Below are 16,567 nucleotides of genomic sequence, written 5' to 3'. Positions count from 1 at the left end.
ATGGATACAGTCTCGTCCAGGCTGGAAGCCCAGCAAAGGGTTGACCGGGTGACTGCATTTCAGCAAGAACTTTCACAGCTGGAATATGAACAGGTTTTGGTGTTGACTGAACAGCAACAACAAAAGCTGGATGACTATCATCGGAACCTGCTAATACAGCTTAGTCAGCAATATGATGTTGATTTATATCAGCCTGCTAAAAAATTGACCCTGGGAATGCAGCTGGCCTCTTTATTGGGTGCTTTGGCATTAGCCAGCAGTATATTTTTCCTGTTTTATCAATATTGGGGATTCTTTGATACGGCAGCTCAGGTGACCATCCTGATAACGGCACCCCTAGTGACGTTTATTGCCAGCGGGTTGATTTCACGAAGAGAGCAGACAGGCTATTTTGCCAAGCTTATGGCATTAATCAGTATGGCCTGTTTTATTTTGAACCTGAATATGCTGGGGCAAATTTTTAATATACCTCCCAGTGCCAATGCGTTGTTAGCCTGGTGTTTGTATGCCGGTGTATTGGCTTATCTGTTTGATAGCCGCCTTTTGCTAGCCATTGCCATTGGCTTTTCTTATAGCTTTATTGCAGCCCAGGTGAGCTCCTGGTTCGGGTTTTATTGGCTTTCCATGGGAAATAGGCTTGAGAACTTTATACTGCCCGCAGTGCTGGTATTTGTGATCCCATCTCTGTTTCCACAGCAACAATGGCAAGGTTTTGCAACCGTCTATCGGGTTTTAGGGGGAGGTGGGTTGCTGGTTATCCTTTGGGGATTAGGCTATTCAGGTCAGGCCAGCTATATCAATGGTAATTCCGATGTTATTGAAGGCTGCTATCAAGTGCTCGGTTTTATTGTCAGTGCCAGCCTTATTGCCCTGGGCATTGCCAGGGCCTGGCCGGCAGTGGTGAATACGGGCAGCCTGTTTTTTATATTTTATCTCTTCACCAAATTTTGTGACTGGTGGTGGGAGCTAATGCCTAAATACCTGTTCTTCCTGATACTGGGCCTGACTGCGCTACTGTTTCTATTTATTTTTAGTCGTTTGCGGGAACAAATGAAACAAAAGCAGCAGGAGATTAGGGCATGAGAAAACAGCTGCTGATTATTGGTTTTTTATTGCTGTTTATTACTAATACTTTTATTTTGGCACATGTTGTCTATAACCGAAGCGATGAAGTGGTAACCATTACGTTAACGGAAAGGGAACTGAGAAAGAGTCATTATTCAGCCCGGGAAAACAGTGGGCAGTCTTTGCGGTTGAAGTGGCGTACTCCGGGGGAAGGGCAATCCGGCTATCATCGGCTAAGGGTATCTGATGAACAGCTTCAGGAATTGGGATTTGATGATCAAGTCTGTCATCCTGGTGTTTATAGAAAACATCGTAAAGAAAAAGAGGCCTGGGTGCTGATGGAATTGGCGGGAGAGGCCTATCATAACGATATAATCTATTTAGAAGAAAAACTAAAGGAAGCCAAAGATAACCCGGATAAAACAAACCACCAGATTTCTGTCGGAAGAATCAAGACTGAGCTAAATAACCTTAAAAAATCAGACTCTCGTTTATATGTCATTGCTGTAAGCGACAATAAAGAAAGCTTGGAGAAAAGGGTTGCAGCTAAAAAGAATCAATTTGTGACCAGGGGTATCATTGGAAAAAGTAATAATTGCAATAATGAACTTGTGATAGGAAAGCTATTTATTAAACAATGGCATTTACCAAGGAGAATTTCTGCGGGTCTGGCTGCTCTGCCGGAACAATATCAAGTGGAATTGGCTATTGGCAAGCTAGGCGAAGGGTGGGTGAAGCAGTTACAGAAAAAGAAGACGGATTAAGGCTATTATGGGCGAATAAAAATTTTAATAGTAGTAGGGGGAATTTATGATAACTCATCTCTTGCAATGGGGGCTGGCCTTTCAGCTGTTACTGGTCATCTCTGGATGTGCAAGCTATCAACCCTATCGAACTGACTTGTTAACCTGTCAGTATCAAAAAGAGGGGGACTGTAACAAGAGTGCCATTCAGGTGGCTTCGCATAAAAAGAAAGCGCTATATCGGCTGGCTTTTGTTGAATTTGATGATCAGGGACAGTTTCAAAAACCTGAACAACTCAATACCATGCTTAATGAATACCAAAAGATTGCTGGTACGAATGATGTCCTACTGGTTACCTTTGTTCATGGCTGGCATCACAGTGCCCAGCCAGGCGATGGGAATATTGCTTCATTTCGCCGCTTATTGAGCCATATATCTGAAGTGGAGGGATATACCAGTGCCCAACAGGGGCGTGAACCTCGCAAGATTCTGGGTGTTTATATTGGCTGGCGTGGAGATTCACTCGCCATTCCCTATTTAAATACCATCACTTTCTGGGATCGTAAGAGTACAGCCCATAAAGTAGGCCAGCAGGGAGTGACCGAAACTCTGGTTAAGCTGGAAGAGATTGTTAATGTTAAGAAAGGGATTGATGAGGCTGATTCAGCGCACAATAGCAGTCGTATGGTTTTGATAGGGCATAGCTTTGGTGGGGCGGTTATATATAGCTCGATACAAAATATTCTGGTGGATCGTTTTGTGGATAGCCGCCAGGGGAAAACCTATCAGGGCAATGCCAATGGTTTTGGTGATCTGGTGGTGCTGGTGAATCCGGCATTTGAGGCTTTAAGATTCTCAACCCTTTATAATCTTTCTCAGGAATATTGCAGGGACTACTTTCGAAACCAGGTGCCTAAGCTTGCGATTTTGACGTCTGAAACCGACTTTGCTACACGGTATGCCTTTCCAGCGGGACGATTTTTTTCAACCTTTTTTGAGGCTCATGGAAAACTTGACCGGCATTATTGTTTAGCTCCCGGTTCAAAAGGAATAGACCCCATGAGGGTTAGTGGAGGTGAAGCAGATAGAACAGCCGTTGGGCACTTTGATTCTTATTTGACGCATACATTGTCGCCAGCACCCGTATCAACTACGCTGGAAAAATCATTCCGGTTAAAGAATGTCCAGACCCTATGGGCAACACAGAACTATGCAGCCAGTTTGGATTTTGATGGTAGCAGGTTGAAATCCCTGGGACGAACCAGTCCAAGAAACCCTTATCTGAATATTAAAGTAGATAAACAGTTTATGGATGGACACAATGATATATGGGGAAAAGAGGTAGAGTCATTTATACGGGATTTGATTATCATTTCAACAACCCCTAGTAGCCAGACAAAATAATTACAAAAAGGATATGTTCATGATTTCGGCTATTTACGCGTCATTGGCTGCGCTATTGATTGGCTGGTTATCATTCAATGTGATCAAGTTACGCAGAAAACATCAGGTGAGTCTTGGTGATGGTGATGTTAGGGAGCTGAAAGTAGCTCGGGCTGCACAGGCAAATGCTGTGGAGTATATCCCCATTTCATTGTTATTGCTGTTTGCTTTGGAGCTGAATCAGGGAGCTTTTATAGTGGTTAACCTGCTGGGTATTGCGTTGCTTGCGGGAAGAGTGCTCCATGCAAGGGGATTACTATCAGGAAGCTTTAAAAAAAGGGTGCTTGGAATGAAAATAACCTTTGGCACGTTATTTTTATTATCAATATTCAATATTTTTTATGTCCTTTATAGTCAGTTGGGAGGTCTTTGACTGAAGAGACAGCCCCTGGTATTCACATTATGGATGAGGGTGATATGAAATACTTTGCATATGGTTCAAACCTGTCGTTTGCACGTTTGCTGAAACGGGTTCCCTGTGCAAAGAGACTGGGTACTTTCTTTTTAGAAAAACACGATCTTCAATTCCATAAAATAGGGACGGATGGGACAGGAAAATGTGACGCTTATTACACAGGGATATCATCTGATTGTGTGATAGGCATTCTGTACGAATTTGATCCTGCATTGAAAGGCGCCTTGGATCAGGCTGAAAGTCTGGGTTATGGGTATGGTGAAAAGTTAGTGTCTGTTATGGACGAAGACGGACATATTGAGCAGGCCTTTACCTATTATGCCATAAAAATAGACTCCACTCTGGTTCCTTATAAATGGTATAAGTTTCATGTATTGGTTGGAGCCTGGGAAGCGGAATTTCCCCAGTGGTATATCAAAAAAATAGCGGCAGTGCATGCTATTGATGACCTGGATAAAGGCAGGGAAGCCCGGCAGCTGGAAATATACTCATCCTGATGTCGCCAAGCGTTAATATCCATACAGCCTCCGTTTACCCTGAGCTTGTCGAAGGAATGAGTCAATGTACTTCGACAGGCTTAGAGTGAACGGTATGAAGGTTGGCATTTGGCTGCACTAAGCTTTCTTCATATACTTTGATGTGCTTGGATGACTAATATCTGAATCGGAGTATGTTCTTTTTAAGCCTGTCCGGGGAGGACGGCTTATGGTATGACTACCATCTGGCTGGCCTATTATTGACCAAATCATTTCAGTTACATGTTCGTCGTCTTTGAAAATTTCACTTAATGGATCAGTAATGGTTTCTCTGGCGGCAGCTAAATAATCACTACCTTTTTCCATTAATACCCTCTGGTTTTCAGTTAGTGGCTCACAGTTGTTAGAGGCTACATTGGGCATACACAGTCCTGAATCCGTGATTTCTTGATTTGCCCGGCAGTTTTGAAAATGTGCTGATTAATTTTTTCCTTTGAAAATAACTCGGGTTATTGATTGAAGTGTTTTTATGTCGTTTTTAAGCATAAATGCTGATCAAAATATCATCAAACTTGAAGACAGGTTGAAAGAAGCCCTACCGTTATCAATACAGTACTTTCTCATTTATGGCATTTTTTTCTATCTCGCTATTCAATCAACAAAGTGCATGCTGGCTTATTAATTGATGGAAAGACCTGAAACCAGGACAGTAACGACCAAAGCGTAGCCGGTATTGATGTCCTTTTTTCAGAAGACGGGCAGCCAGGTAGATGAGTTCCTGTATCACGGTTTTTAACCGGCGTCGTTTGGCTTTATGACGTACCGGCGCATCTGGCCCGAGCAAGCAACTCTGCCCCATGTAGCGCAGAATGTTATAGACCAGTGCACCCAAACACATCACCAGGTCGTTGGTGTCAAACTTGCCTGAAGGCAGGCGCTCTAAATCCATATCAGTCTTCAACTCACTGTGAAACTGCTCGCTGGTCGCATGATCCTCATAAAGATTAATGATCTGATCATCGCTGTAGTCAGCTTCGCTGAGTGTTGTCCACCATCCTTCCAGCTCATAATCGGGTGTCAGAAATCTCTGCCCTACAGTATCAGTGGTACGCTTGATAATGCGAATAATCAGACGCTGGTTACCATAGTTGGTTTCATAGACGGTTGAGAGTGTCGCATAACTCTTTCCTGGACGCGACTCCTCCCATTTGACTTGCTTTTCTTCAAAAATGGGGAGCCAGTGTTCCTTGGTGTGATACTTTCTTGGGTTGAGCTTGATAATGTGATTCACACCTTTGAACCCGGCGATTTCCCGGCGCGATTCCTCAGCATCGTGGCCACTATCAAGGCGAACCAGAATAGGCGCTCGGGTCAAACGTCGGCTGCGGTGCAGCACTGCTTGTAAAAAGCCAATAAAATCATTCTGGGAGTGCTGAGAGCCTGGGCGTAATTCACATCCCAGGCACCAGCCTTCGCAGCCAAAGTAAGCGGCAATAGGGGCATAACCAAAGAATTTTTTATACGTGTACTCGACCCCCTCCTTTTTGGTATTGCTGTTATCCATAGGGAATACGTCGATATCCAGTGGTATGTGCTGCTTCTTATCGAGTTTTTTCGGAAGGGGTGTGACGGGCACCTGAAGATTAACCAGGACATCGGTAAGGCTGTCCTCGATGAAAGGAATCAGTTGGGCGGCATCTTCATTGAAACGCTGTCTTAAGCGGCTGGCTGAAGGCATTTGTTTAATGCCCATTGCCAACCGGAACCAGTCGTTATCCCGGTTATTATCAACATTATCAAAATCACTTTTACCCTGAGCCAGTTGGCCGCAGTAAGCTCTGATCAGGTCGATATGAGTGATACGGTGCCTTTTTTTTATTTTGCGCAGGGATTTGCTTAACGCTGTCTTTTTGTTGAGTGCATGACCAACGAAATAAAGCCCTGCGACCGGTGTATAAAATTCCGTCTGTGATTGTTCAATTTTCAGTTTCACAAAAATGCACCCAGGTGGTGAAAATTAGAGTGGGTGCATTTTAACTTGGAACTTACGTTTTGTGGTTGATCCAGAGGAGTTGGGCTACAGTGAACTCACGGATTCAGGACAGTGTAATAATATCTCTAACGTGATTTTGATTAAGTTCATTTCTAATGGTTTTTAATAGCTCTTTCAACATTTCTAGCTCATCAGATGAATATCCTGTGGCAGGGCATGGTTTGATGATATTAATAATCTGACGAAAATGACTGTTTAGCTGTTTAATAAGAGCTAATTCTTTACCTCTACTGGCTCTTTCTAGTTCCTCGGTAAATGATTTAAATGGTTCAGATAATTTCGAACCCCAATAAAAAAGGTGTCCTTCATCAATAAATTGAGGTTGATAGTTTTCGTCTTCCACTATTGTCATTAAAGCTAGATTATTAGTTGAGTTTGATTGTACTGGTTCATTAGGTTTGGTAATTATACGGTATTGAGGAAGGCCATAATGACCCTTGCCATAGTGAGTCCTAAGATCGAATAGCGTTTCTCTCTGGTCATCTTTATAGTGACATTTAAAATTGCTACCCTTTTTTTTCCGATGAGTTGTATATATAGAGTGATCTTTTTCAGGTGTTTCAGGAGTAGACGAATATTTAGCACTGCAAACTGCCGTTGGTTTTAACCCTGTGGCCCATGTTCCCATATAATCTTTAAATTTTCCCATCCAGGAGAACTGGTCTGAAGAGGGAGGTGAATGGCTTGTTTTAAAAGATGTGTAACTATCGAGTTTGTTTTTGTAATTACAACCAGTACATACTACTTCGGAATTACCTCTCAGGAAAAAACCCTGTTCTGCAAGTTTATCAGGATTCCAGTCGGGTCTTTCAAATTCAGGATGCTTTGGTTTTGATTTTAAATTGTAAAAAGATTTTTTTCGGTCACCTCCGGCACGGCATTGCTGATCTGGAGATATAACCAGCAATTCCCGCAAACCAGATTCCGGCTGGCACATTTTCAGTTAATTAAAAATGATTTTATCGCGGATGAACAGAGCCAGACTGCTGCTATATCGGCAGTCGGTTTTAATGACAGGTAACACAGGTCACAGGGCTAACATCAACGCTCTATGTCGTATCGACAGTCAGCAACTTCAAGCTCACACTTCGCCCTTCAATGATAGCTGTAAATACGTCTGTCCAGTTATCAATGCAGAACCAGTCAAACAGCCCTCGTATGGCATGCCAGAATGCCTTTTTAGACTTTTTTATCTTGAGCGCTTCCTGGAAGAGCTTGCAAGACAGTTGTTCTATCTGGTTGATGAGGAAGGCCGTAAAAGTCAGGCATGCCAGATTGCTGGCCAGATGCTGCTTTCCGTGCCCGTAATTGTGTTCGAGATGGTAGCCCTGTGTTTTCAGTGTATTGAACGTTTCGTTTTCAATTTTCCATTTAGCGCGTGCTCCTCGCATGAATTTATTCACGTTCTCGGCTGAAAGCTCAATGTCCGTGACCCAGGTGTTGACGTACTTCTTGTTGCCCTCTGGATCAATTTCTATATATTCGAGAAAGTTAACCAGCACATCCGGGTGTGACTTGTTAATGGGGGCACCATTCACAAACCGGAACCAGTGCGTAAACCCTTTATCATCGGTATATTCATAGCGCACCACTTTGTCTGCACAATCCAGCTCATCGACGGCCTGGTATAACGACTCATGGGTTGAATCCTTTGCCACCATAATGAAGCTATAGCCAAAGGACTTTACCAACTTGATGGTCGGTCCATCTGAGTACAGGTCATCAAAAGTCAGAACCAGTGGCAGGTGCGGATGCTCTCTGGATAAATTCGCCAATAGCCGCTTGAGCGCTACCTTCTCACAATCATTCTTTGACGCATCAACTTGTTTGATGATGGGTTCAGGCATTAAAGGTAATACTTCTTTCTTGCCCGGCTTTACCAGACAGCAGGCCAGTAACTGATGGTAGTATTGCGGATTTTTGCTGCCTGGCTTTTTTACACAACACTCAGGACAACTAATCTTCCCTGAGCAAAAGTGCCCCGTACCATCGATAGGCGCAAGATACCCTTCCTCAAAATAAGTGAACTGCTTAAGCCGCCCAGATCGTTGCACAAAGGCAAACAGGCGGGTAAAGAACTTCCTTAAATAGCGTGTTTCGATAGGGTCAATCAGATCCCTCAGATAGGTATCACTGGGGACACAGCTGACATTGTACATCGACTTTAAGTTCTTGAGCCTATCTGGGTTATTGACACAATCCTGATCAAAAGCCAGTAATGAAGGGTATTTCAGGTGCATGACTGCCAGGCCACTCATGACCGCATCATGAAGGACAATTTTGTCATGTTGGCTTTTCTTGCGAAAGTCTGGAATTTGACCCGCTTCATCAGAGACTATTTTGAGCAGTTTTTCAGCAATGGTTCTTGGTTTCGTTAGCGGCACAACATGAGCATCGTTATTATTATTGTGGTGAAATTCTACCGGATAGTCTGCGATTTTAGCAAGAGGCTACCAAGCTACAGCCCTTGTTATTAAGGGCTTTAATCAAGTCTGCGGGAATTGCTGAGATATAACTGTAATATTTTTTTTATCTAATGTCTTCTTACAGTGAGATATTGCTTCGGCTGTTTCTCTGTTGTCAGGGTTGTTAACAAGTAAAAAATGCTGTCCTTCATCCTCCAGTTTTTGGATTTTAATATTTCCTTTCCATCTGTTACAGAATTGTTGGGAGGAAAGGTCTAGCTGGACGAGATCACCATGATCCACTTTGATGTTGTATGTGTCACTCCATCTGTTTGACATCTGACAGGGCGCTTGCCTGCAATCAGTATTTTGTTTATGAGGCACTGCTATTGTGCACTCATCAAGTTCAGTTGACCCTAAAGTTTTTGGAAAGCTTGCAGGTATTGAAAGAGTATACATGTGCTTGTCACACCTCAGTGATGTAGTTATTTGTTATTCCATGTAGATTGAGTTCTAACTTGAAAGTTCATAAAAGATTAAAAAATAACGATTTTGTTAGTCATGCTTACCTTAACATTGAAATTACAGAGCCATTAGACTCGTTTCCAGGCTCCAGAGGTTGTCGCGAAAGTCTGAATTTTCTCCGTCGTCATCCCGTACAAGGATTGTACGGGATCCATATCACAGGGAGGTGAATCTCTCAGCTTGCATGATACGTGCGGTTAGACTGCCTTCCATGGAAGATGGATCCTGTACAATCCCTGTACAGGATGACGCTATTGAGTCTATTTCTGGCTTTCGCGACATCCTCAGGACGCTGGGAACGAGAGGATGTTAGCTCAGACTGATGCGTCAAACGCATTAAAATGATGTGCTCGTGCCGCTAAGTGTTAATCTCCAACCGGGTACAGTTGGGCAAGGATATGAAATGAAAATATGGGTAGATGCGGATGCATGCCCCGTCGTGATCAAGGATATTTTGTTCAGGGCGGTGGAAAGGGCGAAGATAGAGCTTATCCTGGTGGCCAATCAATATATACGTACACCTTCATCCCGGTACATAAAGATGCTTCAGGTTTCTGCTGGCTATGATGTGGCAGATAATGAAATTGTCAGGCGTCTGGAAACCGGCGATTTGGTTATTACCAGTGATATTCCCCTGGCATCAGAGGTATTGGAAAAAGGGGGGCTGGCACTGAGCACAAGGGGAGAGCTTTATACTGTGGATACCATCAAGACTCGCCTGAATATGCGGGACTTTATGGATACCCTCCGTGCCAGTGGGGTGCATACGGGTGGCCCGGCAGCCCTTAGTCAGAGCGATAGGCAAGCCTTTGCCAACCATCTGGATAGAATTATTACCGGTTATGGACAGTCAAAATAACGTGTGAAGTCAGGTGGCAGTATCATTACTATTTTCAAATATTATGATACGGCTCTAAGGAAGACCGGATATATACTGCTTCATTGCCTGTCATCAGGTTATAATCTTGCGAATTTTCAGACCAGTCAGTGGATATCAGAATGACACAGGATGGTATGCTGGATTTTCAGCAGATTATAGCCAGCTCCCTGCAGGAGCAGGGAAGAGCACTTTTATCTTTAAGCGAGCGAGTGGATAGTACGTTTGTACAGGCCGTAAACCTGATGCTGGATTGCAAGGGGCGGGTCATTATCTCAGGCATGGGTAAATCAGGACTGATTGGCAAAAAAATTGCCGCAACCCTGGCCTCTACTGGTACTTATAGCTTTTTTATGCATCCTGGTGAAGCCTTTCACGGGGATCTGGGTATGGTACGATTTGACGAACTCGCTGATATTGTGGTGTTGATTTCCTATAGTGGTGAAACAGATGAGGTGCTAAAGCTGATTCCTTCCCTGAAAAGCTTTGGCACTAAAATTATTGCGATTACCGGTGGGCTGGATTCCACCCTGGCGCAGAATGCAGACGTTGTGCTGGATGCCAGCGTCACCCAGGAAGTCTGTCCGAATAACCTGGCACCAACCACATCAACAACGGTGGCTCTGGCTATTGGTGATGCACTTGCGGTGTCCCTGATTAAAGCCCGGGATTTCCAGCCTCAGGACTTTGCCCGGTTTCATCCGGGAGGTAGCCTTGGACGTCGCCTGTTGACCCGGGTCAGGGATGTTATGAACAAAGACAGCTTACCTCTGGTTTCCCTTGATACAGCCATAACAGATGTGGTTCTGGTGATGACTGAAACCCGTACCGGGACGGCCCTGGTGATGGATGCCAACAATCAGCTTCAGGGTATTATTACGGACGGTGACCTCAGGCGCTATTTGCTGAACCATGATAGCCTGAAAGGGGTGCTGGCCAGTGACATCATGACCCGTAACCCCTTGCGCATTTCCCAGGATACCAAGCTGTCTGACGCTGAAGTGAAAATGCGTGACTCACATGTTAAGTGCCTGATTGCTGTAGATGATCATGAACATGTGGTAGGGCTGCTTGATTGGGCTGACTAGGAGCCTGTCGGACTTAAGCGTCCGTAGCGAGGATCGTAGAAAATTGAGGATAAAAATTCGCTTTTGTGAGGTGAATAGTGGTTCTATTTACCGAGCAAAAGCGAATTTTTAGACCAATTTGCTTCGACCGCAGTAGGACAGACTTAAGTCCGACAGGCTCCTAGAGAGCAGTTAATGGTTGATAGTCAATGGAGGTGATGTTTATTGATTGCCTTCCATTTTCCACTTGCCCGGCTCGGGGAGGTTCTTTATTTGATGTTCAGGTAAAATAGCCGGGTTAGGTCATTGATAGAGGGATCGAATGGTGAGTTTTACCTGGATTGACTGGGTTATTGCAGCAATTGTAGCTATTTCAGCGCTGCTTAGCCTTAAACGGGGGGTTTTTAAGGAAGTACTTTCTTTATTAACATGGCTGGCAGCTCTTTTCGTAGCCTGGACCTTTGGGGGAGCTTTGGCCGCCCGGCTAAAAGACTATATTGAAACCCCTTCCGTTCAAGTGATGGCTGCCTGCGCCATGCTATTTGTTGCCACATTACTGGTGGGGGCACTGGTTAATCGGATTGTTTCCGAGCTGGTACAGGCAACGGGCCTGTCTGGCACCGACCGCCTTCTGGGGATGGTATTTGGCGGGCTTCGGGGTTGTCTGGTGGTGGTTGTCCTGGTGGGAATAATGACTTTTGCGCCTTTGGAGCAAGACAGTGCCTGGAAAAATTCGGTACTATTGCCGCACTTTTTGATGCTGGCAGACTGGTCCAAGGAAACCGCCATGCATTTTGTCGGGCCTTTATTGGAGGAAGTGCATTTTTCTGGCTCGGTGTAACAGCCCCTAACATCCTTGGAGAATATACCGTTAGAACAGCACTGCAAACAGGCAATACACAGCTGTGGCCACCCATGGCTGGCAGTAGCGATCTGATGGTTTCCAGTGGCAGTCTTGGAAGTGGCCTTAAAAACCGGAATTCAATGGTCTCACCTGTCAGGATTGAACCCTTGTTGTTTCGGTACTACAGTCACTCCCTTGCCTGATTCAGGCAAGGGAGTGGCATTATTTTTGCTGATCAAGCCTGAGGAAGTTTTTTCATGTGTGGAATTGTCGGTATTTCGGCAGCAGTCAATGTCAACCAGCTGTTGTTCGATGCACTGACCGTGCTTCAGCATCGGGGACAGGACGCGGCAGGGATGGTAACCAATAAGGATAACCGTTTTTTTCTGCGTAAGGACAATGGGCTGGTCAAGGATGTTTTTCGTACCCGCCATATGACCCGGTTGCATGGTAATACAGGAATCGCCCATGTCCGTTATCCAACGGCAGGATCATCCAGTTCGGCAGAGGCCCAGCCTTTTTATGTTAATTCCCCTTACGGTATAGCCCTGGCCCATAATGGCAATCTAACCAATGCAGAGTCCATTAAAGAATCCCTGTTTACCAGTGATTTGCGCCATATTAATACCCAGTCTGACTCTGAAATCCTGCTGAATGTGTTTGCCCATGAGATTTCCAAGGGAAATCGCCATGAGCTCGAAGCCAATGACGTATTTCAGGCATTGACCCGGGTTTATGAGCGGTGTGAGGGAGGCTATGCCGTGATTGCCCTGATCAATGGTCATGGCCTGGTGGGTTTCCGGGATCCTTATGGTATTCGGCCACTGGTCTATGGTAAGCGCAAGGCAGGCAAGCGCACGGAGTATATGGTTGCCTCTGAATCGGTAGCGCTGGATGCCCTGGGTTATGAACGGGTGCGGGACGTTGAGCCGGGGGAGGCCATTTATATTGATGAAAAAGGCCAGCTGTTTACCCATCAGTGCGTGCCAGGCATCAAACGTCCCTGTATGTTTGAATACGTCTACCTTGCCCGTCCTGATTCCATTATTGATGGTATTTCCGTTTATCAATCCCGGCTGCGTATGGGGCAAACCCTGGCTAATAAGATTCTTCGTGACTGGTCTGACCATGATATTGATGTGGTAATGCCGATTCCGGACACCAGCAGAAATTCAGCGCTGGAACTGGCGACTCGATTGGGGTTGCCCTATCGGGAGGGTTTTGTAAAGAATCGCTATATTGGCCGCACCTTTATCATGCCAGGACAGGCGGTTCGCAAGAAATCAGTAAAGCAGAAGCTGAATGCCATCAGCCAGGAATTTGCAGGAAAAAATGTCTTGCTGGTGGATGATTCTGTCGTTCGGGGCACCACTTCCCAGCAGATTATTGAAATGGCCCGTGAAGCGGGGGCTAAAAAGGTTTATTTCTGCTCCGCAGCACCTGCCATTCGCTATCCCAATGTCTATGGCATTGATATGCCCACCAGTGAAGAACTGATTGCCTATGGTCGTTCAGAGGATGAGGTAGAGGCGTTAATCGGTGCTGACCGCCTGATCTATCAGACCCTGGATGACCTGAAAAAGGCGGTATCCTCTCTTCAACCCGAGATTACTGATTTTGAGTGCTCAGTGTTTGATGGGGAATATGTTGCTGGCCATATTGATCAAAAATACCTGAAGAAACTGGCAAAAAATCGTAATAGAAAGCCCGGGGAAGGGGAGCATGGAGCCTCTTTGATTGACTTGCATAATGAGGATGAAATGGCTTAGCGTATCATTTCAACAGCCCCTAGCAGCGTGTCGGACTGAGGTCACTTAAAGTGACCTCAGTCCGACATACTGCTAGTGTCCTTTGTGGTTCGAAAAAAATAGGGCATTGCGCTGAGACTCTCGCGACATCCTCGGGATGTTGGGAAGAAGATGAATTAACCATTAACCCGTCTATGATTTAGCTATAAAGTCCGCTAGGGTAAGTACTTATACCCGTTATTCAGGATATAAGTCAGATGAAGTATAAAAGAATAAAAAAAACAACATCAGATCACTTGCCTTTAAATAACCCTCTCCAGCCTGAAAATTCTCACGAAACTGATGAATGGGCCTTTGCAACCCGGGCGATTCGAACCGGTTGTATTCGCAGTGGTGAAGGAGAACACAGTGAAGCACTCTATTTAACGTCCAGTTATGTCTATGACAGTGCGGCCCAGGCTCAAGCGGTTTTTGCCGGTGATGAACCCGGTAATGTCTATTCCCGTTATACCAATCCTTCCGTAATCCTGTTTGAGCAGAGAATGGCAGCCCTGGAGGGCGGGGAAGCGGGCTGTGCTACCTCATCAGGAATGGCGGCCATTCTTGGGACCTGTATGGCGTTACTGCAGTCAGGAGACCATGTAATTTGTTCCCGCAGTGTCTTTGGCACTACGGTGACTATTTTTGCCAAGTACCTGGCTCGCCTTGGCATAGAAACCAGTTTTGTTGATCTCACTGATTATCGCCAGTGGCGGGAAGCCATTCGACCGGAAACGAAAATGTTGTTTCTGGAAACCCCTTCAAACCCTTTAGGTGATATTGCCGATATACAGGCGCTGGCAGCTCTGGCCCATAATTTTGGGGCATTGCTGGTGGTTGATAACTGTTTTTGTACACCTGCATTGCAGCAACCCTTAACCCTGGGAGCTGATATTGTGGTGCATTCAGCCACTAAATATATAGATGGCCAGGGTCGTTGTTTGGGGGGGATTGCAGTGGGCAGGGAAGAGCAGATTAACGAACTGCAGTTATGGCAAAGGGCAGCAGGGGCCTGTATCAGTCCATTTAATGCCTGGGTCTTTAATAAGGGGCTGGAAACCTTATCCTTAAGAATGGAGGCTCACTGTCGGGGCACTGTTGAACTGGCTGAATGGTTACAAGGGCAGTCCGTTATTGAAAAGGTTCATTATCCGGGGTTACAAGATCATCCCGGGCATGAACTGGCGCTTCGACAACAGCAGGGTTTTGGCGGTGTCCTGTCATTTCAGGTAAAAGGTGGCCGTGAACAAGCCTGGAAGGTGATAGATCAGGTTAAGTTCATCTCTCGTACTGCTAACCTTGGTGATACCCGTTCTACCATCACTCATCCGGCAACAACAACTCATTGTCGTCTTTCAGAAGAAGATAAAGACCGTACCGGAATTACGGAGAATCTGATCAGGATCGCTGTAGGCCTGGAAAATATTGAAGATATTAAAAAGGATTTAGATAAAGGGTTATCGAGTATTAAATGTTAATTTAGCTTGTTACCAGTGTTACCTCGTTCCCAGCGTCCTGAGGCTGTCGCAAAAGTATGCTTTGTTTTAACCACAAAGACACAGAGGCACAAAGTTTTCTTGTTTTGTCCCTTATCAGGAGCAAAAAGGATAAAAAAAACGCTTTTCTCTGTGTCTTTGTGTCTCCGTGGTGAAAAAAGAGAAACGTCTCTATATCACCGGGTTAAACGGTTTTAATTTTGGCTAAAGTGACTGAGAATGCGGGTTACCTCATTAATGCGCTTTTCAAAGCTGGCTTTACAGGCTCTCTCGTGGACGGTGTGATCGCCATCACCGAAAGGGCCAAAGCCATCAAGGGTGGGTATGCCTACGGAGGAAGCAGTATTGGCATCGCTGACACCGCCCCTTTTTTCAGTGGGCAGAGCATAACCCAGAATGCTTTCGATTTCTTTTAGCAAAGCCTGCTGCTGTTCAGTGCTTTCCATCACATCCCGTTGGACTCCGCCACTCATGGCTGCGGTTACACCTTCAACCCCGGGGTTAGCCACTAAATGATCAATGGCTGCCAGTACCCGATCTCGTTCAGGGGCACAGGTAAAGCGGAATTCAACGGCCAGCTGTGCTTTAGGAGAGATGGTATTGGCACCAATGCCGCCAGACATTTTACCGGCGTTCACCGTGGTGCCCTTTTCAAGGTTTGTTAGTGCTGTCAGGGCAATCAGGGCTTTAGCGGCGGCGAGATTGGCATTACAGCCTTCAGTATATTTATTGCCAGCATGGGCAGCCTTGCCCTGATAATCAATATAGACTGTTGCAACACCTTTGCGAGCGGTTACTACTTCATTGTTAATGCCCGCTGCTTCGAACACCAGACAAGCATCATAGTTTTTAGCTACTTCAGTGGTTAGAAACTTACTGTCATCACTGCCGGTTTCTTCATCACTTACCAGCAGCATATCGATATTGTGAATACTACCCTGTTTTTTATAGATAGCTCGTAATGCACTCAGGGCCACATAGTTTCCCCCTTTCATATCACAAACACCAGGCCCATAGATCCAGTTCTGGTCTTCGCTAAATTTTTCGAAGGTATTTTCAGGAAACACGGTATCCAGGTGTCCCAGTAACAACAGTTTCCTACCATTGCGTTTGGGCGAAATAAAGTGCAGATGGTCACCGATATGCCCTCTGGCATGACGTTGGTTTTCATAGCCCAGTTCTTCCATCCATTGAGCAAAAATTCGTCCATTCTCATCAACACCGGCTTTATTATTGGTGTGAGAGTTCAGCTCAATAATTGAGGCGAGTTCTTTAAAGTCCACTTTTTTAGTTCATTTTTTGGGGTTTATACGCACCGGAACAGGTTGAATTGAGGGGTTCCGGCATTTTTCTGATGGTGCAAATACTAC

16 protein-coding genes are annotated in these 16,567 nt (G+C 45.3%); 10 read left to right on the top strand and 6 right to left on the bottom strand.

The features are described from left to right. From MJ595_RS19560 to MJ595_RS19540, 5 genes are read left to right on the top strand one after another with little or no spacing between them, the layout of a single operon-like run. Entirely contained in the window at window positions 1–1,083 is a 1,083-nt protein-coding gene (locus MJ595_RS19560; RefSeq protein ID WP_263079752.1) for a DUF2157 domain-containing protein, read from the top strand. After that, a complete protein-coding gene (locus MJ595_RS19555; RefSeq protein ID WP_263079751.1) occupies window positions 1,080–1,829 on the top strand; it encodes a DUF4824 family protein in 750 nt (249 codons plus the stop codon). Before MJ595_RS19560 ends, MJ595_RS19555 begins: the two co-directional genes overlap by 4 nt. A 46-nt stretch (window positions 1,830–1,875) precedes the next feature. Next, window positions 1,876–3,213, top strand: a complete 1,338-nt coding sequence (locus MJ595_RS19550; RefSeq protein WP_263079750.1) for an esterase — start codon at window positions 1,876–1,878, stop codon at window positions 3,211–3,213. A 19-nt stretch (window positions 3,214–3,232) separates the two neighbouring features. Further along, entirely contained in the window at window positions 3,233–3,625 is a 393-nt protein-coding gene (locus MJ595_RS19545) for an MAPEG family protein (protein ID WP_263079749.1), read from the top strand. Between the two features lie 44 nt (window positions 3,626–3,669). Then, window positions 3,670–4,164 carry a gamma-glutamylcyclotransferase gene (locus MJ595_RS19540; RefSeq protein ID WP_263079748.1) on the top strand — a complete coding sequence of 165 codons (495 nt, stop codon included), beginning with the start codon at window positions 3,670–3,672 and terminating at the stop codon, window positions 4,162–4,164. A gap of 117 nt (window positions 4,165–4,281) precedes the next feature. Here MJ595_RS19540 and MJ595_RS19535 read toward each other — a convergent pair whose 3' ends face one another. The 5 genes from MJ595_RS19535 to MJ595_RS19515 form a co-directional block, all read right to left on the bottom strand. Next, complete coding sequence (locus MJ595_RS19535) at window positions 4,282–4,566, bottom strand: hypothetical protein (RefSeq protein ID WP_263079747.1); 285 nt, start codon at window positions 4,564–4,566, stop codon at window positions 4,282–4,284. A 232-nt stretch (window positions 4,567–4,798) separates the two neighbouring features. Next, on the bottom strand, window positions 4,799–6,136 hold the full coding sequence (locus tag MJ595_RS19530; protein WP_263078015.1) for an IS1380 family transposase: 1,338 nt from the start codon (window positions 6,134–6,136) through the stop codon (window positions 4,799–4,801). A 103-nt stretch (window positions 6,137–6,239) separates the two neighbouring features. After that, complete coding sequence (locus tag MJ595_RS19525; RefSeq protein ID WP_263079746.1) at window positions 6,240–7,133, bottom strand: hypothetical protein; 894 nt, start codon at window positions 7,131–7,133, stop codon at window positions 6,240–6,242. Between the two features lie 112 nt (window positions 7,134–7,245). Next, complete coding sequence (locus tag MJ595_RS19520; protein WP_263078000.1) at window positions 7,246–8,580, bottom strand: transposase; 1,335 nt, start codon at window positions 8,578–8,580, stop codon at window positions 7,246–7,248. Between the two features lie 102 nt (window positions 8,581–8,682). Beyond that, window positions 8,683–9,060 carry a hypothetical protein gene (locus MJ595_RS19515; RefSeq protein WP_263079745.1) on the bottom strand — a complete coding sequence of 126 codons (378 nt, stop codon included), beginning with the start codon at window positions 9,058–9,060 and terminating at the stop codon, window positions 8,683–8,685. Window positions 9,061–9,529: 469 nt separating this feature from the next. Between MJ595_RS19515 and MJ595_RS19510 the strand changes: the two genes are divergently transcribed. The 5 genes from MJ595_RS19510 (at window position 9,530) to MJ595_RS19490 (ending at window position 15,179) form a co-directional block, all read left to right on the top strand. Then, window positions 9,530–9,985 carry a YaiI/YqxD family protein gene (locus MJ595_RS19510; protein ID WP_263079744.1) on the top strand — a complete coding sequence of 152 codons (456 nt, stop codon included), beginning with the start codon at window positions 9,530–9,532 and terminating at the stop codon, window positions 9,983–9,985. A 140-nt stretch (window positions 9,986–10,125) separates the two neighbouring features. Beyond that, a complete protein-coding gene (locus tag MJ595_RS19505) occupies window positions 10,126–11,091 on the top strand; it encodes a KpsF/GutQ family sugar-phosphate isomerase (RefSeq protein WP_263079743.1) in 966 nt (321 codons plus the stop codon). Between the two features lie 301 nt (window positions 11,092–11,392). After that, a complete protein-coding gene (locus MJ595_RS19500; protein ID WP_263079742.1) occupies window positions 11,393–11,911 on the top strand; it encodes a CvpA family protein in 519 nt (172 codons plus the stop codon). 260 nt (window positions 11,912–12,171) lie between these two features. After that, complete coding sequence (gene purF / locus MJ595_RS19495) at window positions 12,172–13,683, top strand: amidophosphoribosyltransferase (RefSeq protein WP_263079741.1); 1,512 nt, start codon at window positions 12,172–12,174, stop codon at window positions 13,681–13,683. Between the two features lie 236 nt (window positions 13,684–13,919). Next, window positions 13,920–15,179, top strand: coding sequence for an O-succinylhomoserine sulfhydrylase (locus MJ595_RS19490; protein ID WP_263079740.1), 1,260 nt, complete (start codon window positions 13,920–13,922; stop codon window positions 15,177–15,179). A gap of 212 nt (window positions 15,180–15,391) precedes the next feature. Here the strand turns inward: MJ595_RS19490 and MJ595_RS19485 are convergent, their stop codons facing one another. Next, entirely contained in the window at window positions 15,392–16,480 is a 1,089-nt protein-coding gene (locus MJ595_RS19485; RefSeq protein WP_263079738.1) for a M20 family metallopeptidase, read from the bottom strand. Between the last annotated feature and the right edge of the window lie 87 nt (window positions 16,481–16,567).

The organism is Endozoicomonas sp. Mp262, assembly GCF_025643335.1.
Taxonomy (GTDB): Bacteria; Pseudomonadota; Gammaproteobacteria; order Pseudomonadales; family Endozoicomonadaceae; genus Endonucleibacter.
Note: the sequence above shows the minus strand (reverse complement) of the source record. Positions and strands in the feature narration are given on the sequence as shown.